The organism is Pseudomonas sp. S2_E02, assembly GCF_054668355.1.
Genome location: NZ_CP162761.1, coordinates 3,021,824 through 3,048,132, shown reverse-complemented (window position 1 = coordinate 3,048,132; position 26,309 = coordinate 3,021,824). Strand labels below are relative to the sequence as shown.

General features: G+C 58.2%; 16 protein-coding genes. 9 read left to right on the top strand and 7 right to left on the bottom strand.

Features of this window, described 5'->3' with window-relative positions:
• The first annotated feature begins 16 nt into the window (after positions 1 to 16).
• Positions 17 to 766, top strand: a complete 750-nt coding sequence (locus AB4O01_RS13665) for an enoyl-CoA hydratase-related protein (RefSeq protein ID WP_093430518.1) — start codon at positions 17 to 19, stop codon at positions 764 to 766.
• Positions 767 to 943: 177 nt separating this feature from the next.
• On the opposite strand, the gene pyk is transcribed toward AB4O01_RS13665, so the two are convergent.
• Positions 944 to 2,395 carry a pyruvate kinase gene (gene pyk / locus AB4O01_RS13660; RefSeq protein ID WP_093430517.1) on the bottom strand — a complete coding sequence of 484 codons (1,452 nt, stop codon included), beginning with the start codon at positions 2,393 to 2,395 and terminating at the stop codon, positions 944 to 946.
• A gap of 234 nt (positions 2,396 to 2,629) precedes the next feature.
• Here pyk and AB4O01_RS13655 point away from each other — a divergent pair, with 234 nt between their 5' ends.
• The 8 genes from AB4O01_RS13655 to AB4O01_RS13620 all read left to right on the top strand — a co-directional run bounded on the left by AB4O01_RS13655 (position 2,630) and on the right by AB4O01_RS13620 (position 19,433).
• Complete coding sequence (locus tag AB4O01_RS13655; RefSeq protein ID WP_460092065.1) at positions 2,630 to 2,965, top strand: hypothetical protein; 336 nt, start codon at positions 2,630 to 2,632, stop codon at positions 2,963 to 2,965.
• Between the two features lie 84 nt (positions 2,966 to 3,049).
• Positions 3,050 to 3,436 (top strand): tetratricopeptide repeat protein, encoded by a 387-nt coding sequence (locus AB4O01_RS13650; protein ID WP_093430516.1) that lies wholly within the window; start codon positions 3,050 to 3,052, stop codon positions 3,434 to 3,436.
• Between the two features lie 228 nt (positions 3,437 to 3,664).
• Positions 3,665 to 4,021 carry a PilZ domain-containing protein gene (locus AB4O01_RS13645; protein ID WP_093430706.1) on the top strand — a complete coding sequence of 119 codons (357 nt, stop codon included), beginning with the start codon at positions 3,665 to 3,667 and terminating at the stop codon, positions 4,019 to 4,021.
• 245 nt (positions 4,022 to 4,266) lie between these two features.
• On the top strand, positions 4,267 to 7,404 hold the full coding sequence (locus AB4O01_RS13640) for a hypothetical protein (RefSeq protein ID WP_460092064.1): 3,138 nt from the start codon (positions 4,267 to 4,269) through the stop codon (positions 7,402 to 7,404).
• 144 nt (positions 7,405 to 7,548) lie between these two features.
• A complete protein-coding gene (locus tag AB4O01_RS13635; protein WP_460092063.1) occupies positions 7,549 to 11,295 on the top strand; it encodes a Tc toxin subunit A in 3,747 nt (1,248 codons plus the stop codon).
• The gene (locus AB4O01_RS13630; RefSeq protein WP_460092062.1) at positions 11,292 to 15,398 is read left to right on the top strand and encodes a Tc toxin subunit A-related protein; all 4,107 of its coding nucleotides are present in this window, start codon (positions 11,292 to 11,294) and stop codon (positions 15,396 to 15,398) included. Before AB4O01_RS13635 ends, AB4O01_RS13630 begins: the two co-directional genes overlap by 4 nt.
• A complete protein-coding gene (locus tag AB4O01_RS13625) occupies positions 15,391 to 18,069 on the top strand; it encodes a hypothetical protein (protein ID WP_460092061.1) in 2,679 nt (892 codons plus the stop codon). The genes AB4O01_RS13630 and AB4O01_RS13625 overlap by 8 nt, the downstream gene beginning before the upstream one ends.
• A complete protein-coding gene (locus tag AB4O01_RS13620; RefSeq protein WP_460092060.1) occupies positions 18,015 to 19,433 on the top strand; it encodes a hypothetical protein in 1,419 nt (472 codons plus the stop codon). The genes AB4O01_RS13625 and AB4O01_RS13620 overlap by 55 nt, the downstream gene beginning before the upstream one ends.
• On the opposite strand, the gene AB4O01_RS13615 is transcribed toward AB4O01_RS13620, so the two are convergent.
• The 6 genes from AB4O01_RS13615 to AB4O01_RS13590 are packed head-to-tail and all read right to left on the bottom strand — an operon-like array spanning position 19,434 to position 26,153.
• Positions 19,434 to 20,765: a DUF58 domain-containing protein gene (locus AB4O01_RS13615; protein WP_460092058.1), complete on the bottom strand. Its 1,332-nt coding sequence runs from the start codon at positions 20,763 to 20,765 to the stop codon at positions 19,434 to 19,436.
• Complete coding sequence (locus AB4O01_RS13610) at positions 20,762 to 21,763, bottom strand: AAA family ATPase (RefSeq protein WP_095048231.1); 1,002 nt, start codon at positions 21,761 to 21,763, stop codon at positions 20,762 to 20,764. The genes AB4O01_RS13615 and AB4O01_RS13610 overlap by 4 nt, the downstream gene beginning before the upstream one ends.
• Positions 21,760 to 22,923 (bottom strand): DUF4350 domain-containing protein, encoded by a 1,164-nt coding sequence (locus AB4O01_RS13605; RefSeq protein WP_460092055.1) that lies wholly within the window; start codon positions 22,921 to 22,923, stop codon positions 21,760 to 21,762. Before AB4O01_RS13605 ends, AB4O01_RS13610 begins: the two co-directional genes overlap by 4 nt.
• On the bottom strand, positions 22,920 to 24,467 hold the full coding sequence (locus AB4O01_RS13600; RefSeq protein WP_460092053.1) for a DUF4129 domain-containing protein: 1,548 nt from the start codon (positions 24,465 to 24,467) through the stop codon (positions 22,920 to 22,922). The genes AB4O01_RS13605 and AB4O01_RS13600 overlap by 4 nt, the downstream gene beginning before the upstream one ends.
• Positions 24,454 to 25,431, bottom strand: a complete 978-nt coding sequence (locus AB4O01_RS13595; RefSeq protein WP_460092052.1) for a stage II sporulation protein M — start codon at positions 25,429 to 25,431, stop codon at positions 24,454 to 24,456. Before AB4O01_RS13595 ends, AB4O01_RS13600 begins: the two co-directional genes overlap by 14 nt.
• Positions 25,428 to 26,153, bottom strand: a complete 726-nt coding sequence (locus AB4O01_RS13590; RefSeq protein ID WP_460092050.1) for an RDD family protein — start codon at positions 26,151 to 26,153, stop codon at positions 25,428 to 25,430. Before AB4O01_RS13590 ends, AB4O01_RS13595 begins: the two co-directional genes overlap by 4 nt.
• Positions 26,154 to 26,309: the final 156 nt, after the last annotated feature.

The window sequence follows — 26,309 nt, the reverse complement described above, 5'->3', positions numbered from 1 at the left end:
AGACGCGAGACACATCATGACCGAAGCCATCCTGCTGGAACGCGAACGCGGTTTGCTGACCCTGCGCTTGAACCGCCCGGACAAGAAAAACGCCCTGACCCGCGCCATGTACAGCCGCCTCGCCGAGGCGTTGAAGCAGGCCGATGGCGACCCGGCGATCAACGCCGTGCTGATTACCGGCAGCGCCGAGTGCTTCACGGCCGGCAACGACATCGCTGACTTCATCCAGCAACCGCCGAGTGACCTCGACAGCCCGGTGTTTCACTTCATGCTTAACCTGCTTGAGTGCCGCAAACCGGTGATTGCCGCTGTAGCCGGCGCGGCGGTGGGCATTGGCACCACATTGTTGCTGCACTGCGATCTGGTTTATGTGGCCCGCGATGCGCGGTTGCGTATGCCATTCGTCAACCTGGGTTTGTGCCCGGAGTTCGGCTCCAGCCTGATCCTTCCACGTCTGCTTGGGCAGGCCAAAGCGGCAGAGTTGTTGTTACTGGGCGAAGGCTTCAGCGGTGAACAGGCGGCGCAGTGGGGGATTGCGACCGAAGCATTGGGTAGCGGCGCTGCGGCGCTAAGCAAGGCGCGGGAAATGGCGCTGCGTTTCGATGAACTGCCGGCCGAAGCGGTGCGTATCAGCAAGCAATTGATGCGAGCGCCGGATCGCGAGTTGATTCGTAAGGTGATCGAGGAGGAGGGCGCATTGTTCACCCAGCGCCTTCGTTCGCCAGAAGCAATGGTGGCGTTGACCGGATTTATCAAACGACATTGAGATTGTCGCTGACTGTGCCGGCCTCTTCGCGAGCAAGCTCGCTCCCACATTGGAATGCGTTCCCTGTGGGAGCGAGCTTGCTCGCGAAGAGGCCGGATCAATCGGCACATTTTCCAGAGCAGAAAACAAAAAGCCCCGGCACTCACATGCCGGGGCTCTTGTTTTTCAGCGCGTCACTCAGACCTGCGGGTCGCCCACGTGCAGGATCTTCATGCCGTTGGTGCCGCCGGTGGTGTGGTAGCTGTCGCCCTTGGTCAGGATGACCCAGTCGCCTTTTTCCACAACGCCGCGTTTGGTCAGCTCGTCGATGGCCTTCTGGCTGACTTCGTGCGGTTCCAGCGAAGCCGGATCGAACGGAATGGTGTACACGCCACGGAACATTGCCGCGCGGGCCTGGGCTTCGCGGTGCGGGGTGAAGGCGTAGATCGGCACCGAGGAGCGGATACGCGACATGATCAGCGGAGTGAAGCCACTTTCGGTCAGAGCGATGATCGCTTTGACGCCCGGGAAGTGGTTGGCGGTGTACATGGTCGCCAGCGCGATGCTTTCGTCGCAACGGCTGAATTCCTTGCCGATACGGTGGCTGGAGGTCTTGCCGGTCGGGTGCTTCTCGGCGCCGACGCAGATGCGCGCCATTGCCTGCACGGCTTCCAGCGGGTACAGACCAGCGGCGGATTCGGCGGACAGCATCACGGCGTCGGTGTAGTCGAGTACGGCGTTGGCTACGTCGGACACTTCAGCGCGGGTCGGCATCGGATTCTGGATCATCGACTCCATCATCTGGGTCGCGACGATCACCGCCTTGTTGTGGCGGCGTGCGTGCAGAATGATTTTCTTCTGAATGCCGACCAGTTCGGCGTCGCCGATTTCCACACCGAGGTCACCACGGGCAACCATCACCGCGTCGGATGCCTTGATCAGGCCGTCGAGGGTTTCGTCGTCCGCTACGGCTTCAGCGCGTTCGATCTTCGCCACCAGCCAGGCAGTGCCGCCGGCTTCGTCGCGCAGTTGACGGGCGTATTCCATGTCGGCAGCGTCACGCGGGAAGGACACCGCGAGGTAGTCGACTTCCATTTCTGCAGCGAGCTTGATGTCGGCCTTGTCTTTTTCAGTCAGGGCCGGCGCGGTCAGACCGCCACCACGACGGTTGATGCCTTTGTGGTCGGACAGCGGGCCGCCGATGGTCACGGTGCAATGCAATTCTGTTGCGGTGGCGGTATCCACGCGCATTACCACGCGGCCGTCGTCGAGCAGCAGCTCGTCGCCCACGCCGCAGTCCTTGACCAGATCCGGGTAGTCGATGCCGACCACTTGCTGGTTGCCTTCGGTCAACGGATGGCTGGTGGAGAAGGTGAACTTGTCACCGATCTTCAGCTCGATCTTCTTGTTGGCGAATTTGGCGATACGGATTTTCGGGCCTTGCAGGTCGCCGAGCAGGGCGACGAAACGGCCGTGCTTGGCGGCGAGGTCACGCACCAGCTTCGCGCGAGCCTTGTGCTCGTCGGGGGTGCCGTGGGAGAAGTTCAGACGGGCAACGTCCAGACCAGCCAGAATCAGCTGTTCGAGAACTTCCGGCGAGTTACTGGCCGGGCCAAGGGTAGCGACGATTTTGGTACGACGGACGGACATGCAAAGACTCCTGAGTTCAAGCGCTAGCGAAGGCTACTATGCTCGAAGGGTGTAGTCATTGTTCGTTTGCACTACTTATCGTTTTCTTTATTGAACGCAGCGTTTTTCAATTCGACGTTCCAGGCAATACACCGTTCATCGGAACTGGTATTTCTTACAGGTGTCACCCGGTTTTCCTGTCGGTATAAAAAATCGCATCTCGCCAATGGTTGGCGAGGTGAAGAGGCTGCCGACATGACCGTAAAAAAAGACGCATCTGAAGAACTCGAGCCACCAGTGATTACTTCACCGCAAAATGGGGATAGACCAGGTGCAAGGTTTGTCGTGAAGGGGACCGCTACTCCTGGCAGTACCGTGCGCGCTTACAGCACCAAAGATTCTTTGAGTCCGCTTTTCAGTCAAGATGTTGGCCCTGGTAACAACTGGTCGAGTTTGATAGACCTGCGGCAGTTCGGATTCTACGTTGTCGAGGTTGCACCCAACGGCGAAGTCTCGCCACGTTCACCCGTCGTCACAATCCATCTCGCGTCCGAGCTGTCCGCGCCGCACAACGATGCCGTTGAATCCTGACGACTCGATTCACTGCAGCGTGCAAGGCGGCATTGAAGATTTCCAGTCGCGGGTCGATAAAGAGCACAAGACAGGAGAACCCCCATGCGATTGTTGCCCATTGCCGCCCTTGCCCTCAGCGTCCTCGCCGTTTCGGGCTGCACCCGTTGGTCGATGAACCACCATTTGAACAACGCCTACAGCGCCTACGATCGTGGCAACTGCGAGCAGGTCATGCTCGAACTGTCCAAGGTCGAACGCGCCAGCCGTGCCCGCCCGTACGTGTGGCCGGAAGTGTCGATGATGCGCGGCCAGTGCCTGGAACGGCAGAAAATGTTTGTCGACGCGGCGCAGACCTATCAGTTCATCATCGCCTCGTACCCGAATAGCGAATACGCCTATCGCGCCCGTGCCCGTCTGGAAACCTTGCAGAGCCTGGGCCATTACCCGACGCGCAGCGCCGCTGCCGTGGTGCGCCCGACCCGTTTCTGATGACAGTTGTCATACAAAATCTGGCCGTGTGTACAAGCTGAGCTATAGTCGAATAACCCGGATTCGGCACCGCGTTCTGAATCCGGAGCAACACCTGCGACTGGCAGTTGTAAGGTGACGGCGACGTAGCGACCGTCACACCGGAAGCGGGGAGAGCGAGCCTGCGATGCAGGCACGTTCCGAAGCAAGGTGCGGCTCTGTGACGGAGCCTTGCATGGCGAACTGCGCATGTTTACCGAACGGATCGAACGGCATCAGTTGCCGTATTTCCTCAGAGTGTTCAACAGCGTCACCGACAAGCCCATCGGTTTTCTCGGCAACCTCTCCGAAGACGGGCTGATGCTCATCAGCCAATTGCCCATGATGGTCGGCGTGGACTTTCAGTTACGCCTGAAAATCCCCGCCAGCGATGGCTGCCAACAGGTGATCGACTTCACCGCCTGCTGCGTGTGGTGCCATGAGGACGCCACGCCGCTGCACTACGACGCCGGCTTCGTCCTGCAACGCGCCCCGCCGGAATTTGGGCAGCTGGTGCAGGCGTTGCAGCGTTATTTCAGTTTTCAGCCGTTGCCGGCTTCGGCCTGATTCAAACTGTCAGACGTTTCGCGTGCACTCGCTTCACCTTCGATCTATGACGTGCAGGTATCCGTAGGAGCAGCTTTGTGTTCCGGGCCAAGGGTGCTAGCCGGCAGGCGGTGGTCTGCCGCTTTTGGAAGAATTACCGTTGGTCGGGACTGTCAGGTTTTACAGGTGCCCGCATTGTGAGAGCAGCCGTAGTCTGAGCAATCGTCATTTTTTGGAAAATGACTGCCGACTGTGGAGCGCGACAGATGACATCTGACGAAGAAAAGGATATCGGACACAAGCCAGAGTTTAAAAAGGATGAACTCCGGCCGTCAGTGTCAGACGCGGGTTCATTATCTAACGCTGGGAATATCGAATCGGGTGGCCATGAACTCCGTAAGCCGGATACGGTACAGGTCGTTAAACCGGATAACCTTGCTTGGGTCGAGAAGTCATTCAATTTGCGTTTTATATTGCCGATGGTTGATGGGGTTCATCAAGTCTGGATATATGTCCATGTTGTTAATGAATGGGCGTATGAATTGTCCGGTGAATGGTTTAACGCTGAGGGGTTTCATGATTGGGAGATTTCTTCAACTTTGTCTGGGATCGCTCAACTGAGTATTCGATGGAGGTATGGATCCGAGTTTTCAGACTACACCACTCGAAATTATTTCATTACTTCCGAACCTATAGCTGAAAATATTCAAGGAACCGTGTTGAGCGGGTCGGGTGGTGAGCTTGGCGAATGCGTTCCGGTACTCGTCGATGGAGACGATACTACTGTTATCGGTCAGAAATTTTCTGGCGGTGGGAACTGGAGAGTCAATGTTTCCCAGAATTTACCTATCGGCTATATAAACGTCTTTATTCGGCAATCCGTTAGTCACAATGCTCAAAATCATTCTAGAGACGGGAAGACCAAAAGGATCCTTAATCTCACTGTGCCAAAGCTGACTTCACCCTCTGTCAATGAGACCGTGGGGGCGGGGACGTTATTGTTTAAAGGTACTGGGCATCCTGGCTTGACTCTTCAGATTGTCAGGGCAGATAACCACTCTGTAATTTTGAGTGATCCGCTTGAAACGACGACGGTGTTGTGGGAGATGCCTAGGGTGATGTCGGATATCAACAGCGGTGAATTGAGCGTAAAAGTCAAATATCAGCACCTCGCTATTGGGGTTGGTTACACCGATCCCAGTACCTTTATGGTTGTTGGTTGGCCGCGCATCCCGAAACCTGTATTTGCGCAAGATCAGTCATTTGTTCTTGAGGGCGATAACGGTCTGCGCGATGCAACGATTGTAGTGTACCTGGACCTGACAACTTCCCTGGTGGGAGTGGGCAGGGTGTCGAACGTTAACGGTAGTTGGAGCGTGTCTGTCGCCGAGTTGCCGCCGGGGCCGGTCAGCCTGGTGGCTGAACAGGTTTTTCAAAACGTCCCTTCCGGTCGCGGCGAGCCGCGTGCTTTCCGGATCCGCCCTCCACAACTGGAAATACCTGAGGTCACCTTTCTCCCCGATTCAAGCTTGAAATTCTCCGGCAACGGCCATTTCGATCAAAACCTCAGGACCGAAATCCAGTTCTCTGCCAGCAACGGCTCGCTGCCTTTGCCTCCCAACGTCCGCGTCGATGGGCAAGGCGAGTGGGAAACTGCCCCCGTTGTCTGGCCTCTGGGCAGCTACGATGTGACGGTGATTCAAAAGATCGCCGACAACGCCAATGGCTGGATCGAATCGCTGCCGCTTGAATTCGAAGTCCACAACGACATGCCGGATATCACCGAGGCGAGCTACACCGAGGAGTATCTACCCGTCTTCAGCGGCAAAGGTTACACAGGCGCCACCGTCTCGCTCAGGTTTCCCGATACAACCGAGGCTGCACGAAGTGTAGTGGTCGTGAATGGCCAATGGTCGACTCCGGCATTGGTGGAGTGGGGGCCAACCAAAACGCGGGAAGTGCGCATTACACAGCATCTGGGAAATCATCCTTCGCAACGTCCTTTCATCCTGGACGTCACGATTCCACCGCTGGCGCCAGGCCTGGATGATCCTTCCGGGGAGGGGCTGGAGCCGATTTTCAGTGGCACTTGTTGGTCTGGAGCGGTGGTAAAGCTCCGGTTCAGCGACGACGGCTTGGAGTACGAAGCGGATGTGGAGGGTGAGCGCTGGGCATTTCAGCGAACCAAAGCATTTGAACCTGGAGTCCTCCACCGCGTCACCGTTACCCAGATCGTTGTCGATCTCCCTTCAGTGCCGGCATCGAAAACCTTCACTGTCCACAGAGTCATGTTGCAACCGCTCATCGTCGCGCCGGTATCCGGCACAGAAGTGGGGTACGACGTCACCATTGAAGGTGATAACGGCATGCAGGGCGCGATGATGCAATTGCATGACAGCCAGATGGGAAGAACGCTGGGTGCTCCGCTCGAATTGCTTGAGGAGGGTAAATGGTCGATCGAACTACGCGATCTGGAGCTGAGGCCTTACTTCCTCCATGCGCAACAGATACTTAACGGGCAAGAGTCGACCAACAGCGCTGTGCACGAACTCAAGGTGGTGGTGCCGCCGCCTCGATTCACGACGCCGATCCCTGGCGGGAAAGCGCCGCGCACCTCGAAGATTGCTGGCACTGGCCGAACTGGCGCGCGGGTGGAGGTCTGGCTGGAAGGCGCTACTGAGCCATTGCTGACGGATATTGAGGTGAACGCATCAGACAACTGGGAAGCCGAAGTGAGTTTGCCGGTGGGAATCACAACCATCTGGGCTTTTCAAACCTTCGTCCACAATGGCACTCCACAACGCTCTCAGCCCAATGAGCGTTTGCGTTACAAGGTCGTGCCGGCGACTCCGTTTATCGAAACCCCGACTGCCGATGACCATGTCGGCCGACGGGTCGTGGTGTCGGGTTTCGCGACGCCCGGCGACACCGTGACCGTGACGCTGGGTAGCGACCAGGCAAGCGCCGAGGTGCGGGAAAACCGGACGTGGTCGGTAACGCTGAAGCCTGGGCAAAACGAAGGCAATCATGAGCTGGAAGTTGTGGCGGCTTACGAAGGGTTTGAATCCGATAGCGCGAAACGCACGGTTCAGCTGGCAACTTATCTGCCCACCATTGAGATACCCGCGCCGGGACGCTGGGTCAGCAACCCGGTGCTGTTTGCCGGCACGGGCCGTCAAGGTGTCGGTGTTCTGGTCGACCCGTTCAACCCGGACAAGACATGGGCAGCGTCGATTCAGGTCGACCCTGACTGGCAAGGCCTGTCTGACCAAGCGCTACCGTTGGGTGGCAACTGGTGCCGTTTCAAGCTGCAACCAAGCGATAGCGATCCGCTGGGTTCCGACTGGATCGCCAGTGAGCGGTTTGAAATCGAATCAGCACCGACGGATAAATCACGCTTGTAAATTTCCGATGAACGGGCATTAAACCTGTCACTTCTGACAGTTGGCGGCTGCTGCGTTCAAGCGCTAAATCCTTATGGAAAGCTAGGTCCGCCTGACACGACAGTCAGGCGGACCGGGCCCGTTATCGACTCAAGGAATGTGACCATGGCTGATTCACTCCGTCCCGCTGCGCAGTTGTTCATTCAGCTGTTTGGTCAGCAAACGTCCACTGCGCAAAACCGGCTTTCGAAACTCTGGAGTTACGTTGAGGAGGGGGGATCGTTTTTCCCACTGGTCGAAAAGGGTATTCCGTTGCTGGTCGGCGAGTACGGACTTGAGCAGGAAGAGGCGCGACGCTTTTTGCGCCGGGCCAACAGCCTGGCGAGCTATGTGCGGCGTCGGTTTATTGAACATCCTGTGAAGAGGGACAACGCCGGGTCGACAGGACCGTCCAGTGGTTTGATGTCGCTCGTTGATGACGGGCCGCAACTGGAGCGAATATTCGATCTGCAATTGAGAGCCAAGTGCCCCTCGGATTCTCTGGAGTCCATGTTCGGGCCTTCGGCGTATCTGGTCTTCTTGTATCGCTTGATTCGCGACTTGATCGAATCCGTTGGTGACGACAGCAAGCTGCCGTTGCATGAGCGTCGCACGGATTTGATGACGTTGACGGTCGACAGTAAAGCGGTGAACGCGCCGGAGTCATCAGTCGACGTGATCGTACGCGTGCTACAGGCGTTCATCGCTGCGAACACGGTGGTTCCAATTGAACAGGCATTGATCACAGCACGCTATCCCAACGGTCTGCCGTATTACCAGCATTGGGTCACGGTTGATGGGGTTGCGGGTTTCAGCGGACGATCAGTGGGGGATTTTGCCAACATCGTTGACGGCAAATTCCCCAACTTCTTGCACTCCGCGCCCCTGACCAGGCTTGCCGCTGCTGCTCTGGCGCATGCCTCTCGGCTGGGCCCTTACCAGCAGCGGCTGCTTACTGAGGAATACACATATCCCGAAGATATGCATCAGTTCTATCTGGAGAACTTTGGCACAGAAGACACTGAGTATCTGAATCTCAATCAGATATTTTATCTGGCTCAACGTACGAATCTTGTTGCCGAGGAGATTACAAGTCTTTTTTCGGTCGGGGACTACGCGCCGCGACGTTCGGCCAATGTGAAATACTCCAGTGAGCCCGATGTCCCGGAAGGCGGCCGATCCGGCTCGGTTTACATCAATGATAATGCTCACCCCGCTATCGGTATCACCACGCAGTCAGGGAAAAATTTTCATCGGATAATCGTTAATCCCAATACCCCAAGAGGCTTGAATACATTTGATCGACTCAACCGCAAGTTGCGCCTGGACAAATGGCTGAATCTGTCCCCTGAGCAGACTGACGCTCTGTTGGTGGCAGCAATCAGGGCGCAAGCGCGTGGAGCCGAAAAGCCTGAGGTGTGGGCGATTTCGGTCAACGTGATCCATGCATTGGGTCTGTTTCAGCGACTGCGTGAACGCTACAACTGCACGGCAGCGGATTTCGCCGTGTTTCTCGATGAACTGTCACTGTACGGTCGCGGTGACGCACTGTCGCAGTTCGATCAGGTCTTCAACAATCAAGACAATTATCGCGAGCCGCTGAGACTCGACGGCACACCGTTTGCGCTGATACCGACATCGGATCAAGACAATCTGACGGTCAGCCAGCTATGCAGTGGTTTGGGTATTGATCTTCAGACTTACCACTACCTGGCATTGGCGATAGCCCAGGCTCATGATCTTACCGATAATCTGGTGCGCAGTGCGCCGGTCATTTCCAGTTTTTACCGTCTGGTAAAACTGCCCCGGCTGTTGAATATCACGCCGGTCGAAGGCGTGTTGATGCTCAGTGTGCTGGGGGGAGAAACCTGGCTCAAAGGGCTGGCTGGCAAGCCGCGTATTGTCGACGTGGCGGTTGATGACAGCCGCATTGACGTCACCTCTGGCGATCCGGGTGTGCTGAGCCTGATCGAAGCCATGCAGGCCTGCGTGCAATGGTGCGAGCAAAGCAACATGTCGGTGCTGTGGATGTTGCAGCACGTGAGTGCACCACTGCGTCTGAGCGATTTCTCCCAGCAGGACCAGCAGTTCTTCGACAAGATCGGCACCCTCCTGCCCAGCGCGCGGTTATCCAATAATTCTTTTCTCGTAGCCGGTATTCCGCCGGCCGGAGAGAGCGACTGGCTGGATTTACTGTCGATTGACAGTGAGGGGCTGGCGCCGGTTGTCGATGCCAATGGCCTGATACTGGCCACTGCCATGACGCCGGAGGATTATTCGGCCTTTGCCCGCGAGAAGCTCGAATGGGCCGTCAGGAACGGCCTGGACATTGAGGAGGCCCAGGTCAGCGTCTTGGCCGAGATCATGCTCACCGTTCTTCTGCAGGCCAGAGACGCTCAAGTGTCGCTGGTCAGGGAGTCGCTGGCAGTCTACGCCGGCATCGAGGGCGAATTGGCCGTTCTGGTGCTGAACTGGGTCGATGCTTCGGTGTACCAACTGTTGCGCCAAGTGTATGACCGCACTGACCTCGAACCGCCAGCGACGCAGCGCAGGCGCGACGAACCTTCAGATCCTTTACTCGAATTGCTGGCTGTTGTGCGCCAGCGCGCCGAAGTCGTTTCAATGCTGGGTTTGAGTGCGGCCCTGCTCCAGGATTATCTGGATTATGGATATGAGGCGTGGGTCGACCAAAGCATCATCATCATCGATCCCTCTCAAAAATATGTGTTCTCGGTGCGCATACTTTACGCGATGACCACGCTGACCCGCGCGTTCAGCATGAGTGCACAGCCGGAACAGAAATTGCTGGACTATCTGCGTCAGGTCCATTCGCTTCCTGCCCGACCCAGCGAGGATGCATTGCGGGTGGTGCAGCAGGCAGCTGCCATCAAACTGGCTGAATTCTTTGCCTGGAGCGCGCAGGAAGTCAGCGAATGTGTTCGCCATATCGATCCTGAAACCCAAGTGTTGAAAACCCTGGAACAACTGGATCTGCTGATACGCGTTTACCAGTTGTCGATGCAGACCGGTATGGATGCCCGGACCATTTTGCGGATCGGTACCTTGCCGGAGACAACCGATGCCAGCGAGGCCTATGCCCAGGCAGCTGAACTGGCTTTGCTCAGTCAGACCCAGACGCGTGTGCCTGTCGAGCAAGCACCGGGCGAACTGAAGCAGTTGGTCAGGATGACTTGCGCAGTAGAACCGACGGAAGTCTTCGCTAGTAAAAAAGATGAGAAAGCGATCATTACGATGACGCTCACCGACGCCCGAGGTGCAGCGTTGAAAGGCATCGCTGTTGATTGGCACTCCGAGCTAGGGACCATCAGATCAGGCATCACCGATCCCGAAGGAGTCCTCACGGCTGAGTATTTTCCGGGCACAGTCTTGGGCACGGACAGCCTTTATTTTTCCCTGAGCCTGCTCGAGCCTGAGTGGGCAGTGAGCATCGACGTTATCGCCCACGCCGAGAGCATGAATTTCCCGACCGGGCTTATGTCTCCGGTGCCAACGGAGGTCGTGCCGCTTGGTCAGGAAATCACACTCTACGCCACGATGGTGGACCAGTACGGAAACCTTGGGGCCAACATGCTGGTGGACTGGGCCTGGGAGGTAGAAACAGATCCCGAAGAAAGGCCAACGATCCGTCCGGCACAGGGGTTCACCAATCAGCAAGGTCAAACCACGGTTTATATCACCAGCGATTTCAGCGGTGAATTCGAAGTCGGTATACGCAGCCTGGCAAGCGGCTTGGGGACACTCTTCGAACCCATCAGGTTTGGGGTGACGCAAGGCCGCAGCCACTCGCTTGGACAAGCGTCAACGCCTTCCGCCAGTGACTCGGGAACCTCTTCCACGGAGCAAGGATCATGACATCGAACAACATTGGCCTGTTGCAGGAAAAACGTCGTACCGCGTTGCTTGAGTATTGCATCGGGCAAGTAAAGGCGGAGCGTTACCCGCCTTTGCGGACCCCGGAGGACGTGTTCGAATTGCTGCGCATCGACCCGTTGGACAGTGCTCGTGTGCAGACGTCGGGGGTTGCCGAAGCGATCAGTTGTGCGCAGCAATATATCAGTGCGGTGTACAACAAAATGGAGCCCGGTTTCGAAAACCACGAGTTTCCCTTTGAGCAGCTGGAAAACTGGGCGCTGTACAATAACTACTCGGACTGGGCCGCAGTGCAGATGATCGCGCTCTACCCGGAAAACTACATCAATCCGTTCGTCCGTCAGCGTAAGACGGATCTGTTCAAGGCCCTTGAAAACAACCTCAACCAGGCCCGTTTGAACAGCGATTCGGTTCAAGCCGCGCTACAGGATTACTTGCAAGCCTTCGAACAGATCTGCGATCTGGATGTTGTCAGTGGCTACATGGACGGCACGACCCCGGAGCGCGCCGATTATTACTTTGTCGGGCGTCAGCGGGTGCCGCCGTTCCAGTACTTCTGGCGCAAGGCGCAAATCGAGATCACGCCCACGTGTGTGGCCGTCAACCCGGCGGCGTGGAGTGAATGGAAAGCGGTGGATATTCAACCTGCCGGGCGGGTGCTGGACATGCGTCCGGTGGTCTGGAATGGCCGACTGTGTCTGGTCTGGGCGGAGTGGCGGGACAAGGTCGGCGAGATCATCAAAGCCGTCCCCGCGGATCCCTCAAAGGACGACAGATCCCGATTCGTGCCCCATCAGCTGGATATCAATGTGGCCTTCATGAGGCAGAACGGCCAGTGGTCGGCGCCTTTGAATTTACACCATGGCGAGTTTGATGAGGATCTTTCTGCGGGTGCCTGGCTGATTGCAACCGTGTGGGTCGACTCTCAGAATCCCAAAGGCAAGCTCGGGGTATTGCTGGACAATGATAAAACCGGCACAGCTGCCTTGAACGAGACCGCGATCATCGATGTGCTGATGCGCCCCGTTGTTGAAGACGGTGGTACCTGGCTGGAGATGGCCAAGAATGATCGATTTGTTTCTGCCTTGACGGTTCAGCACCCCTTGGGTCTTGAGGTTACTGTGGTCCCAAGTGAGTCACCGTCAGGCTCCATGGCAGCTTTTCTGGGGCTGAACGTCTTCGCCATGCGAGTGGGTGACAAAGACGAGCTGACGGTTGAGGGCTTTTGCAGGCCCACAGGTTTGTCAGAGAAGAATACAAACTTCACCTTGCAGTTGGAGAATTCCGCCGGTGGTGACCCGGTGCCGGTGATGCGTTCGGTGCCTACAGCCGGCGGTTGGACAATGAATTTTTTGGGTACCTTCACTCGACCAAAGGGGACCTGGAACAACGTCAAGTTCACTCTAAGGAATGATACTGAAGGCTTTGGCGGTAAACAGTTTGCTCTGACGATTGTCGATCTCCCGTATTTCCGCGCGCCAACGCTGCTTAAAAACACCACGGATGCCGCCCAGTTCCTCGACTTTCAACTCGGTGATGACTGGGCGTTGCGCTACGTTCGGCTCAATTCGCTGTTCGGTCCCGAGTTGGTCACACGCTCCACTGTCTCTCCTGCGACGCTGATTAATTGGGACTCCCAGCATCTGTCAGAGCCGCCGCCCACCAATGTTGATTTCGAGGAGCGCAACGGCGCTTTCGACGGTGCCAACGGGCTGTTTTTCTGGGAGCTGTTTTTCCATCTGCCGCATTTGATCGCGACACGCTTGCGTGATGAAGAGCGGTTTGCCGAAGCCCAGACGTGGTTGCATTTCATTTTCGATCCCCGGGCCCCTGCCGATAGCAACTCGGTACCCGAGAAACCACGTTTCTGGCGCTGCCGCCCCTTGATCAACGATCTGGGGCATGCCGGTTGTGAAGCCGCAGCGCCCGCCGACCCGGATGCGATTGGATATTCGGCGCCTGTGCATTTGAGGCTGCTGATGTTCATCGAATATGTGAAGAACCTCATGGCCTGGGGGGACTGGCATTACCGCCAACTGACCCGCGAAAGCCTGGTGGCGGCAAAGCTGTGCTATGTACAAGCGGGATCATTGATGGGCAAACCGCCTCTGACTCAAACGGTGAACTTGTGGCAGACCGCGACGCTGGAGAACCTTCTGGCCCAAAGTTGCACGCGTACGGCACTGGAAGCTTTCGAGCAGACATTGAATTACAGCCTGGCAGATGTTCCGGGCGGCTCCGATACGGCTCCCATGCTGGGCATGTTGGGGTGTCCGCCGTTCAGGGCACCCATCAATGATGAGTTGCTCGCGCGGTTCAACGAGCCGCAGTACCGCATGAACAACTTGCGCAACAATTTGACCATTGATGGCAAGCCCATGCTCCTGCCGTTGTTCAACCCACCGACTGACCCGAACCAATTGCTGCGCGCTCTGGCCGCAGGTGGTGTCGGTGGCGCCAGACCGATGGGCGGACGGCTGGTGGTGATTGCGTTTCGCTGGCGCACGATCTTCGAGGTTGCCTTGCGTGCGGTGCAGGCCTTGCAGGATTACGGCAGCCAGGTACTCAATCTGCTTGAGCGGCGTGATCGTGCCGAGCAGGAAGAGCTGCAGCAAAACCATCTGGTGGAGTTGGGTAACTACGCCAAAACCATGCAGGAGCAATCCATCGCTCAGTTGGAGGCGAGCATGACGGCGCTTGAGCAGAGCCGGACAGTGGCTCGGGAACGGGCTGCTGCTTACGCAGCTCGCTATGACGAAAACGTGTCGGCTGTCGAATATCAGGTCATGGCAAACCTGGACCAGTCCAAAGAGCTGGCGCTGACTGCCAAAATCCTCAAACCGGTAGGCGCGGCCTTGGCGGCCGCGCCCAATATCTTCGGTATGGCGAACGGCGGGTTTCGTATCGACAAAGTTACCGATGCCATCTGCTTTGGCCTGGAGATAGCTTCGTCGATGCTGCAAATCGATGCCGACAAGCAAGCTACCACCGAAGGCTATCGCCGTCGCCGCAATGAATGGGGGCTGCAACGCGATCAGGCGCTGGCAGAAATTGCGGCCATCGATGCGCAAATCGTCGCGCAGAACCATGCGATTGATGCGGCCAGAACCAACCTCGCGCAAACGCTACGAGCTAACGCTCAGGCGTTGACGATGTACAACTATCTGAAAAAACGCGCGACCAATGCCGAATTGTTCGGCTGGATGCTGGGCCAGCTCAAGGCCTTGCACTATCAGGCTTACGACGCAGTAGTCAGTCTGTGCCTTAGCGCACAAGCGGCGATGAGCGCCGAAACCGGCGATTACGACTCACATATTCCCTTGCCGCAGGTCTGGCAGGATCAACGCCACGGTTTGACTGCTGGCGAGCATCTGCGCGCGTACCTGCTGCGTATGGAACGTGAGTACTTGCAACGCACCGAGCGGCGTCTGGAACTGGTGAAAACCATCTCGTTGCGTCGCCTGTTCAATGACGCAACTGACCCTCAGGGCGTTGGTAGTTGGGAGGCTGCATTGGCGCAATTGCAGACGAACGGCTCGCTGGAATTCAAACTCACCCAACTGCTGTTCGATCGGGACTATCCAGGACATTTCTGCCGGCAGATCAGTTCGGTGGAAGTCGACTTGCCAGTGCTGACGGGGCCTTTCGAGGACGTGCGCGCGACCTTGCTGCAGGTCGGCAGCATGACCGCCAGCCGGGCTTCGGTGCAGTCAGTGCAGTACTTGCACAATCCTGGTCCTGGGGTAGTGGCCCCTTCTGATGTGCTGTTCAACTTGCGTCCGGGCCAGCAGATCGCCCTGTCGGTGGGTATTGCCGACAACGGCATGGCGGCGGCGAAGCCAGACGAAGGTTTGCTCTATCCATTCGAAAATACCGGTGTGGTGTCCGCCTGGGAGCTGAAATGGCCATGGCATAAAGAACCGCCGCAGGAGGCCACGCTGCGCTCGATGAACGATTTCATTTTGCGCATTCGCTACACGTGCAAGAGCGGAGATCAGTCGTTTACCGATTCGGTGAAGGAGTTGGTCAATGCAGCACAAGAGGGCCTGGCCGGCAAGGGCAAGGGAGTGCGCAGTCATGAATAATCCTATCGTTCAGGTGAATGAAAACCTGGTGTGCAACGGTGATTTCGAAGAAAGGTTCGATTGTTGGGCAAAAACGGGGGCGGTTGCCATAGGCCTGGCGTATTACGACAACACGCCTGTCAAGCACATCAAAGCGCCGAAGGGCGCGGGTGTCACGCAGGACGTCACACTTCCCAGAGATCCTGATGGCAATGGTGCTTATTGGCTGAGTTTTCTGTGGGAAAGCAGTTTCAGCCAATCAGGCTGGGTGAGGATTTCTCAGGGAGAAATCGAGCATTACCGCATCGAACTCAAACCCGTGGGTAAACCTGATCAGGCACAACAGCGCGAGGGTTTCGGATCAGGGCCAGAGAGGCGTTTCAGTCCGACCCTGCATGAAGTGGAACTGACATCGGACATCTCAAGCTCAAAGCCGCTGCGCATCGAAATATACAGCTCGACAGAGTCTTCGAGTCCAAATGGCGAACTCTGGGTTACACGCGTCAAAGTCGAGTTGAAACTCGCGCCACTTGAGTTGCAGGAAATTGAGCTGGACGGCATGTCGTTCCTGCCCTTGCGCAAAATATACCTGTGTCAGGGCGCCAGCAGGGGTGGAGCTTTTGGCAGCGACGCATTGATCACACCCCACGTACTCGGTTTTGTACCTGTGCCGGATAACCCTTGGGACGGCACCCCGGTTGCATTGAGCATCGACAATAACCCGCAGGGCGCGATTGTCGCGACGCCTGCTTGGGACACCCCGCAATCGCTGGACGTGCCATGGACGCTTGATTGCCCGTTAATCGATGATCAGGACTACGAATTCACCCTTAGCTTGCGCAACCGTTACACCGCGCAGGCCTACGAGATCCCCGTATCGCTGGGGCATCATCGACTGATTTTTCGTGAGGTGGTCGAGGCCGCTTACTACCCGTTGATTGAGCAAAGTGTCCGTTTGGGTGTGCAAGTAGCGTCGTATTACACCGGCCAGCCATTTGCCGGGCTTACGGTGAACTGGGCGACCGCCGAGCACGGGGTGTTGGCGGCCACCGTTACTGATGAACAAGGTTGGGCTTACTTCGATTATGAGGCGAAGGCAGCAGGGGACTTCGTTATTGAAGCCTCTGTGGTCAGCCTTTATTACGAGCAGGGTGTGTGGACTCAGACGTTTGACGTACTGGTACTGGGCGAGGATCCGTGGGCACGGTTGACTGTCCGTGAAAACAACGAAATCAGGGACTGGATTGATAACAGTTATCCGAACCGGGGTTCTACCCATTTCATTGATGTAATGCTGGCGGCCAACAGTCGTCTGCGAGGCAGCGACTTCTATCTGCATTGGCACGGTGACAAGCCTGGGCAACTGGGTGTCGTGGTCAGTCCGCCACTGGAAACATCGGTGCCCATGCCGATCGATGGAGGGGGCACTGCATCCTGGACGCTGAACTGCGAAGACCGGCGCGACGGGATATTCGAGTTGTCACTGGTCTGCTCGAAGCTGTTGTTGCCGTCGCCCAGAAAACGTATGTCGCTGGCGCGCAACAGGATCAGGATCAAAGAGGTGCGTCAGGCCGAGAATAGTCCGGTGGTGGAGGATCACGAAAGTGCGTACCTGCGCTTGCAAGTGGTGCATGTTACTGATCAGGGCGACGGCGAACCGGTGATCGGTGCGCTGGTCGAGTGGCAAATGGCCGAAAGCGTCGTGCGGAGCCAAACGGGAAGCGGTGGTTGGGGGAGCCTGAAGTTTTACACCAGAGAACACGGGATTCATGCGATCACCGCGGCGGTGCGAGCGCATGAATCGGCCGAGTCGCATGAGTGCGAATTTAGCGTGACCGCGATTGCCAGGAGTTCATGGAAGGACAAGGTCAACATCACATTTGATCGTGGTCTGGTCAACCAGGATCTAGGGGTTGTCTGCAAACGAGGCCTGACCCATTCCCTGGTGGTTACTGCTCTCGCCGACAGTCCTCTTATCGGCCAGGAAATCACGTTGGCATGGGGCATTGACGACCCAGGCATCGGGCTGGTGGTGAGTGAACTTGGCGAGCCCAGGGTATTGCGGGCAGATGAACCGCTGATCTGGACTCTGAGTTCTGAATTCGCCAAGAGCCGCAGCAGCATGTTCGGACTGCGGTTGTTGACCGATTCACTGGAAGATCGAGAGTTGCTCGGCCGCTTGGTTTCACCGGATATTTACGATGAGTTCACTCTGGAACTGGATCATATGAGCACCGACCGAGGTCAGTTGCTGTATCCCTGCCTGGGTGCCGTACACCGGTATATTTTCAGAACCAACGCACTGAGTGCCCTGGTGGGGCTTGCCATGGATTTGCAATGGTCCGGAACTCCAGCGTCAGAGATGGACATCGTTCTCGACCCGCCTCCACATAGCCACAATGTTATTGATGAAAGTGGCATGACCTGGACACTGGATTGTTCCGATAGTCAGGGGGGCGGGGCGTTCGGTCTGAAATTCTTGACGGGGGGGCTGGCTCGACGGATGTCACCAGAATGCACTTGGGCCACAACAAACTCAGCATTGAAACCGTACGTGAGTCTGCCGTTTTCCCGATCGTGGGTCAGGACCCGGCATGGATGTGGGCGAAAGTACGTTCGGATTTCTCGGAAGCTGCCATGGTTCAAGTGCCAACGCAGTGGAAGGTGGATGGTCACTCTGAAGAGCATGTGACTGCTGACGATGGCTGGGCAGGCTTTGCGTATGGGGCAACCACAGGCGGATCGGCAATGGTTGAAGTGTCGGTCACCAGTCCGTATGACAATGCTACAGATACACGTTCGATGGAGGTCTGTTCGCTGGCCGACGATCCGTGGGCTCGATTGCAGTTCAGTATGGACAACGGACCTGCACTGCCTTTCGGCCAGGACACTGGTTTTGCGCGTCGCAAACTGACCCATAGAATCGATGTAACTGCCCCACAAGACACCTTCTTGTCCGGTCGAAAGTTGACGTTGGGCATGGTCGGCACCGGACCTGAGGCACTCGGCATTCGTTTTACTCAGCCCGTACTCGGTTTGCCAAGAGTTTTCAGCCGCGAGGCGGGATTCACCGATTCCTTCATGGTCGATGACAAGCGTAACGGCAGTTTCGGCTTGTTTCTGGCCTGCGAAAGCCTGGCTCGATGGTCACCTGTCAATGCAATGTCGGTGGGCGAAGGCACCCAAGTGGTGAAAATCGCCGAGCGTTCGCGGGTTAGCAAGACGCTGTACTGGGGCGAGGCTGTGTCCGAGCAGATCACCATTGTTTCGGCCATCAGTGGCAGGCCGATGGCGGGGATGAACGTTGTCTGGCGCAGTGCGGATCTTGGCGAGGTGACGACGACCACCAACTTCTACGGCGTGGCGCGGATCCGCTTTGTGCCCAAGACGCCCGGAGCGGCGCAACTGACCGCGACGGTGGGGGACACGCAGTATTCGGAATCGATTTCGTTGCCGTATTTCCTGCATGAACCTCGACAGATCAAGGAAATGTTCAGCGATGATCTGACCGGTTATCCGGGGCAAGAAATTTCAGCTCAGGCTTTGGTGGTTTCAGCCAATACCGGCGAGCCTTTGGCTAATGTCGAAGTGATGTGGGAATACAACAACACATCTTTACCGGCAACACTGACGGGTACCGATGGGATGGCAACGGTGCGCTTTGTCTTGGGCAGTGCAGGTGAGGCAGCGTTGTGGGCGTCGGTAAAGGGCGGCTTGGCTGGCTGGGATGTGGAAACGCTGCGGTTGACTGTCACTGAACGTCCTGCAGTTGTGAAGTCCGTCGTCGCTGCGCCGAATCCGGCTTTCGTGAACGACTGGGTAACCATGACTGCGTTGATCGTAGACAAGGCTTCTGGAGAACCGATGCCGAAAAGGAAAATTCTTGTCTCCATTAACGGCAGGCCATTCATTGATTACAGTACAAATGGCAACGGTAAATACGAAACCTCTTGGAGGGTGATGGATCTGTCGGAAACCGTGTCCCTTGACGTCAAAGTCGAGAATCCTGACGGTACCTCGAGCAGCGGATCTGTGCACGTGCGGATCGAGAGATGATCAAAGCGCCGCACTTCTTTTCCAACTGAGATACCGCGTCACCAGTTCGGCCCCCAGTTCTGCGGGCCGGACATCCACCACCGGAACGCCATGAGCGCTCAACCGCTCATGGAGTTCTGCCCGCTCATTCAGGTAACTCACCGTGCCGCAGTAAGCCAGCGCTTCGGGCAGCGTTTGCACCGTGGTCTGGCGTAACGTGTCCAGCGCTTCTTCGCGCAGACTGGCCACCAACACCCGATGTTGTGCGCTCAGGCGTTTGACCGCGCTTAGCAGTTCCTCATCGTCCTCATCGCGCAGGTTGGTTACCAGCACCACCAAGGCCCGGCGCTTCTGTCGCGTCAGCAGTTGATTGGCGGCGGCCTGATAATCGGCAGGGCGCTGCGTGCTGTCGAGGTCATAAACCGTGTTGAGCAGCACGTTCAATTGGCCGCTGCCTTTGACCGGCGCGAGATGGCGTGGGTGTTCGCTAGCGAAGGTACTCAAACCCACCGCATCGCCCTGACGCAAGGCTACATAACTGAGCAACAGGCAGGCATTGAGCGCGTGGTCGAAGTGCGACAGTTCATCGTCCTGGCTGCGCATGCGTCGGCCACAGTCGAGCAGGAAGATGATCTGCTGATCGCGCTCGTCCTGATATTCACGGGCAATCGGTGAGCGCTGGCGCGCGGTGGCTTTCCAGTCGATCTGGCGCAGGCTGTCGCCTTCTCGAAACTCGCGCAATTGATGGAATTCCAGGCCCTGACCGCGCCGTTGCCGTTGGCGCACGCCGAGCTGGCTGAGCCAATTGTCCACCGCCAGCAACTCACCGCCGTAGAGCCGGGCGAAGTCGGGGTAGACGCGGGTCTGGTCGCTGACCCTGAGCAAGCGTTTGCCTGACCATAATCCCAAGGGGCTGGGCAGGTTGACTTCGCAGTGGGTGAAGTTGAAATGACCGCGTTTGAGCGGGCGCAGACGGTAGCCGAGCAGGCTGCGCTGGCCGGGTTGCAACTCAATCGACAGCGGCAGGTTTTCGAAGCTCAGGCCTTCTGGCGGGTGGTCGAAGAGTTGAATGTGCATCGGCTCGCTGAAGTCGTGTTCGACTTCCAGACGCACCTCACTCCATCGGCCGAGCGCCAGACTGCCGGGCATCTGCCGGGTGATGCGCGGTGTTGGCAAACGGTGCAGACGCAACGCATCCAGCGCCGCCAGAGCCAGCAGCGCGAGCAGCAATCCCCAGTTGATCGATATCAGGCTCGCCGGAGTGTCGATCTGCAGTGTGCGCAACGTGCCCGGCACAATGCCGATGAGCAGCAGCAAGGCCAGCCAGATCAACAGCAGGCGCGAGGGTTTCACAGGCGCGGCGCCGGAACTTGGTCGAGTAATTGTGCGAGCACTTGATCGACCTGCAGGCCTTCGATGTCCAGCTCCGGCGCGATGCGTACGCGATGGCGCAGCACGGCCAGCGCGCAGCCCTTGATGTCGTCGGGAATCACGAACTCGCCGCCACGCAACAAGGCGCGGGCACGGGCGCAACGCACCAGAGCAATCGAGGCGCGCGGCCCGGCGCCGAGGGTCAGCCCCGGCCAGGTGCGCGTGGCGCGCGCCAAGCGCACGGCGTAATCGAGAACCTGATCGTCCAGTGGCAAATCACTGGCAATCCGTTGCAGGGCTTGCACATCCTTGGCCTGCAACACGGTGCGCAGCGGTTGCACATCGAGCATGTCGGCGCGGGTCGAGCGGCAGACCTGGCGCACCATGTTCAGCTCCTGATCGGCGTCGGGGTAGTCCATGCGCACCTTGAGCATGAACCGGTCGAGCTCGGCTTCCGGCAGGGGATAAGTGCCTTCCTGTTCGATCGGGTTCTGCGTGGCGAGGACCATGAACGGTTGCGCGATCGGCAGGGCGCGACCCTCGAGCGTGACCTGGCGCTCCTGCATCGCTTCGAGCAAGGCGGCCTGGGTTTTCGCCGGGGCGCGGTTGATCTCGTCGGCCAGCAGCAGATTGGTGAACAGCGGGCCTTTACGCAGCTTGAACTGCTCGGTTTGCAGGTCGTACACGGCATGGCCGGTGACGTCGCTGGGCATCAGGTCCGGGGTGAATTGAATCCGCGCAAACTCGCCGCCGAAACAACGGGCCAATGCGCGCACCAGCAGGGTTTTGCCCAGTCCCGGCACGCCTTCGAGCAGCACGTGACCGCCGGCGATAAGCGCCGTCAGCACGTCATCGATCACCTGGTTCTGGCCGATCAACGCTTTTTGCAATTCGCCACGTACTGCTTGCGCCAACTGGCTGGCACGCTGGCGTTGCTGGGCGGCGTGGCTGGCGCTGCCGGGCTCGATCTGTTCAGTCATAGCGTGTTCCTCAAAGTTTGCAGGTGGGCGACCTGGCGGCAGAAATCGGCGTTGGACAGGCGCCGATCCGGCACCGGGCTCAGGGCCTGGCTGATGGCGCGGGTGGGTTGTCGGGTCAGGCGTGACAATGCCAGCCACTGTTCGGCAACGTTCAATTGGTCAAAGCCGGGGTGACGGCGACGGGCACGGCGCAGAACGTCCTGTTGCAGTGCTTGCAGCAACGCCTGCTGGCCGTTGTGGCGCAACAGGAAATCGGCGCTGGCGCGCAGGTGTTCCTGCAATTGCCGGCGTCCACTCGGGGTGGGTAATTGCAGTGGGCCGTGACGTACGCCGACGTGCCAGAGCCACAGGCCGATCAACGCGAGCAAAGCGACGATGGCTTGCGGGAAGTAGCGCCAGAGCAAGGTCAGCAGGCCATCGTGCTCGGTGTTGTAGATCAACGTGACGTCGGTGTCGGCGCTCAAATACCAGAGCAGCCAGGCGTTGTCGTATTGGCTGATGGTCTTGTTCTTCCACAGCTCGGCGTCGGTGACCACGGTGATCGTGCCCAGGCTGTAGGGCAGCTGCATCATGTGCGTGGCCTTGGCGCTGTTGGCCCAGGCTTGCGCCAGATTCTGCGGGTCGTCGAGGTGGAAGTCGGTGTCGAAGCCAGCGTAGGCCGGTGCGTCTTCGTCTTCCAGATAGAGTTTGGTCAGTTGCGGGAAGCGCTCTGGTTCAGCGTCTGCGGGTAAATCTTTCAGATCCTTGCTCAGGGATTGATGCAATTGCACCCGGTCGAGTAACAAGTCGTTGCTCTGTTTGGTCTGTTCATCCCACAACGATTCGGCGACGAACACCAGCCGCCCGCCTGCGCGGGTCCAGTTCAACACTTGGTCAACCTGACGCGGGGTCATGCGTGAGCGGTCGTTGAACAACAGCAACGTGTGGCGGCGCGGGTCGATATCGGGGAGTGTCGCGAGGCTTTCGGCATGGCTGACGTTGAGCCCGCGTTCACGTAAAAACAGCTCGGCGGCAAGGTATGGATTGGCTTGCGCGGCGGGCGAGGGCCCGTGATCGACTTCTTCCTGATAAGGCGTGGCGTTGAGGTAGAGGAACACGCTCAGCGTGCCGATTAACAGGGCTATCAACGCAGCCACCCACCACAGTGTCCGGCGACTCAACGGGCGGCTCCGGGACCAAACAAGGCGCGCCAGCCATCGCACAGCTCCTGCTTCAGGGAGGCTGCCGGGACGCGATGCCCATAGGCCATGTTCTGCCAATGGGTGGTCAGGCTGCGGCTGAAGGCGAGTAGTTCCGGGCGTTGCAATTGTTCAACGTGCGCGAGTACCTGAAGTTCGGTATCGGCGGGTTTCAGGGTCATGTCGAAGTCGTCGAGCAGATGGCTGAGCAGCCCTCGATACAGCAGGCCCAGCGCTGCACGAGGTTGGCTTTGCCAGAGGTGTTCGGCGCTGCCTGCAATGTCGTCAGGCAAGGTGTCGCGGTTCAAGTCCAGACCGAAGGCTTGTTGCGGCAGCGCGCGTTTCGGTTTGGCAGGCAGTCTCGGACGGCGGCTGACGAACGCTTGGAGATAGTCGCGATAACGCCAGATCAGCCAGCCGAACGCAGCAATCACCGTGCCCCACAACAGCATTTCAATAATCTTCGCCAGTCCATTCAAGTGTTGCCCGTCGAGCCAGTCCAGCAGGGTTTTCAGCCACTGTGGCGCTTCACCCGGCTTCTGCGCTTCGGCAGGTTTCGCCGGGTCGTCGCCAAAGCGATAGCGGGTGACGACTTCCTTGTTCTTGAACGGCGGCTGTTCAAGCAATGCCTTGATGCTGTCCCGTGAGGCCTGGCTGGTGAGTGGTTGATTCAACAAGCGCGGTGCCTGCGGACTGTCATCAGGCTCGGCCGCCCACGCCGAAGGCACATTCGGCAGCACCAGAAAGACCGCCAGCAGCACTCCCAATACACCGTTGTTCAGGCGCTGTCGCAAGCGGCGAAACACCAGTTCGATATCCCATGCTTCCAGTTGTGTGCGCCGGTTCAGATAAAGGCTGAACCCGCAGGCGACATAGATCGGCTCCCACACCACCAGCACCAGCGCGTAGAAAGCATTGGTCAGGTGTTCGAGCCAGTGCCAGTCTTGATCCGCCGCGAGAATCAGTGACTGCCAGCTCCAATCCGTTTCGATTTGCTCCGGAAGCAACATATAGAACAGCACCATCAAGCCGATCCACAGCGCGGATTCCAGGTGCACGCCAATGATGGTCAGCCACTGCGCGGCGCCAGCGTTGCGTTGCAGGAGCACGTGCAAGCGTTGTTGCCTGGCGCTGCCATCGAGGCCTTCGAGTTGCACCACCGGCAGCAGAAAACTGCGGCTGAAACTCAGGCGGCGCCAAGTCAGGCTGGCCAGCAGTTGCGGTTTGAGCAGGCGCGGCCATTCGCGCAGAGCTTGCTTGAGTGTCGGCGTTTCGCCAAACAGCGCTTTCGACAGGATGTACAGCGGCAGACGTTCGTACGCCGGTTTCAGCCACCAGAAGATAAACACCGCCAGCGACGGCGAGTCCCATAGCAACAGGCTGAGCAAAGCGAACAGCGGCAGGGTGACGATCGCCCAACTGGTCATCAGCAGACGCCGATGTTGCTGGCTCATCAGCACGCCGAGGTCCATGGCTTCCCAGGTCGTGCGCGGGCGGATCACCACGGTGGCGTCACTCAGGCGCATGGCGGGTCCTTCCGGCGAACAACAGATAGACCGCGACCAACGTCCAAAGCCCGGCGCCGACCAGATACTTGGTCAGTGGTGTGACGCTGGTTTTCGACGACCAATAAGCTTCGATAAACGCGGCAATCAACAGGAACAACATCACCCCGCAGACCAGCAACACGCTTTTGCGTGCGGCGCGTTTCAGCGCTTCGCTGCGGGTCAGCCGCCCGGGTGCGATCAACGCCCAGCCGAGTTCCAGGCCGGCGGCCCCGGCGAGGGCGATGGCGCTGAGTTCAAAGGCGCCGTGGGCGATGACGAATGACCAGAAAGTCTGGCCGAAACCGATCTCGCTGAGATGCCCGGCGACCGCGCCGATGACCATGCCGTTGTAGAACAGAAAGAACGCACTGCCGACGCCTAGCAACAAGCCACTGGCGAAAGTCTGAAAGGCAATGCCGATGTTGTGCATCACGTAGTAACCGAACATTACCCAGTCTTCGCTGGCCGCACGTTCGGCGGGGCGTCCGAGGTGGCCGGCGACCGGGTCGTACATGCCTTGCATCTCGCGCACCTGATCGGCAGGGATCAGGTTGTAGACCAGTTCGGGAAATACATACACCAACACGCCGACGCCGATCAGACTGCCGAAGAACAGCAGGCTGGCGACCAGCACAAACGGCCATTCGGCACGGACCAGGCGGGGGAAGTCGGCGAGGATGAAACTCAGCAGATTGGCGCCGAGTCGACTGCGGTGACGGTAAAGCTGTTGATGTCCGCGCAGCACTTGTTGTTGCAGCGAATCAATGAGGAAACTGCTGTAGCCGCGATCCTGCGCCAACGCCAGATGCTGGCAAAGCCGGCGGTAGGCTTTGGGGAAACCGGCGACTTGCGAGGTCTCCTTGCCGCGCTCAAGGCGTTCAAGGGCTAGCGCAAAACGCTCCCATTCGGCCTTGTGCCGCGTTTCGAAAAGACTTTGCTTCATGTCGGACCCAACAAGCCGCGAGCGATGCCATTGAGTTCAGCCACAGCCTTGGGCGCAGAAATGTGCAATGGCTGGGCGAGCAGGGCTGCCAGTTCATTGACCCGTGCAGGCGATAATTCTCTTTGGCGCTCGGCAAAGCCCAGCACGGCGCGTTGTTCGGCGAGTGTCAGGGGCACCGGTGAGCGTCGAGGTTCGGCTTCAGGCAGTTGCGGACGACTGAGCGGGCGTTCGCTGTAGACCACCAATGTGCCGGCGGCGATGTCGCCAAGGCGTTTGAAGGTCGGGTGTTGCAGGCAACTGAGGGTGCCGAGGAAGTAGCCGAAGGGCAGCAGATCGACAAAACGCAGCAGATTGCGCAGCAACGAGGCCGACCAGCCAACCGGGGTGCCGTCATCGTGCACCACGCGCAACCCCATCCATTGTTTACCCGGCGAGCGGCCCTGACGCAGCACTTCGAACAGCACCATGTACCACCAACTGATCGCAAACAGCAGTAGCGAGCCGAGGCCGATGCCGAGCTTGCCGAGAAACGCCAGGGCGATGAACAGCACCCCCATGATCACGCCGCGCAGGGCCAGATCGATCGCAAAGGCTACGGCACGCACCATTAACCCGGCGGGACGCAACGGCAGGTCGATGCCTTCCGGCGTTTCGACCTGATGCCGCGTATCCAGCGGCGGGGCCAGCGGTGCTTTCCTTGGCGGTGCTGTGGTCTCGAGCATGGGCTACCTGGTGTTCGCCTGTTCGGGGTGCAAGTGAGGTCGATGCTAGCAGCCTCTCGGGGGAAAACGACATAACTATGTATTGCACATCGTGAAGTCCGAAGTGTTTGAATGACGCGAGGCTGGCCGCGAGCGCGGTCGAGCGCCTAGACTTTG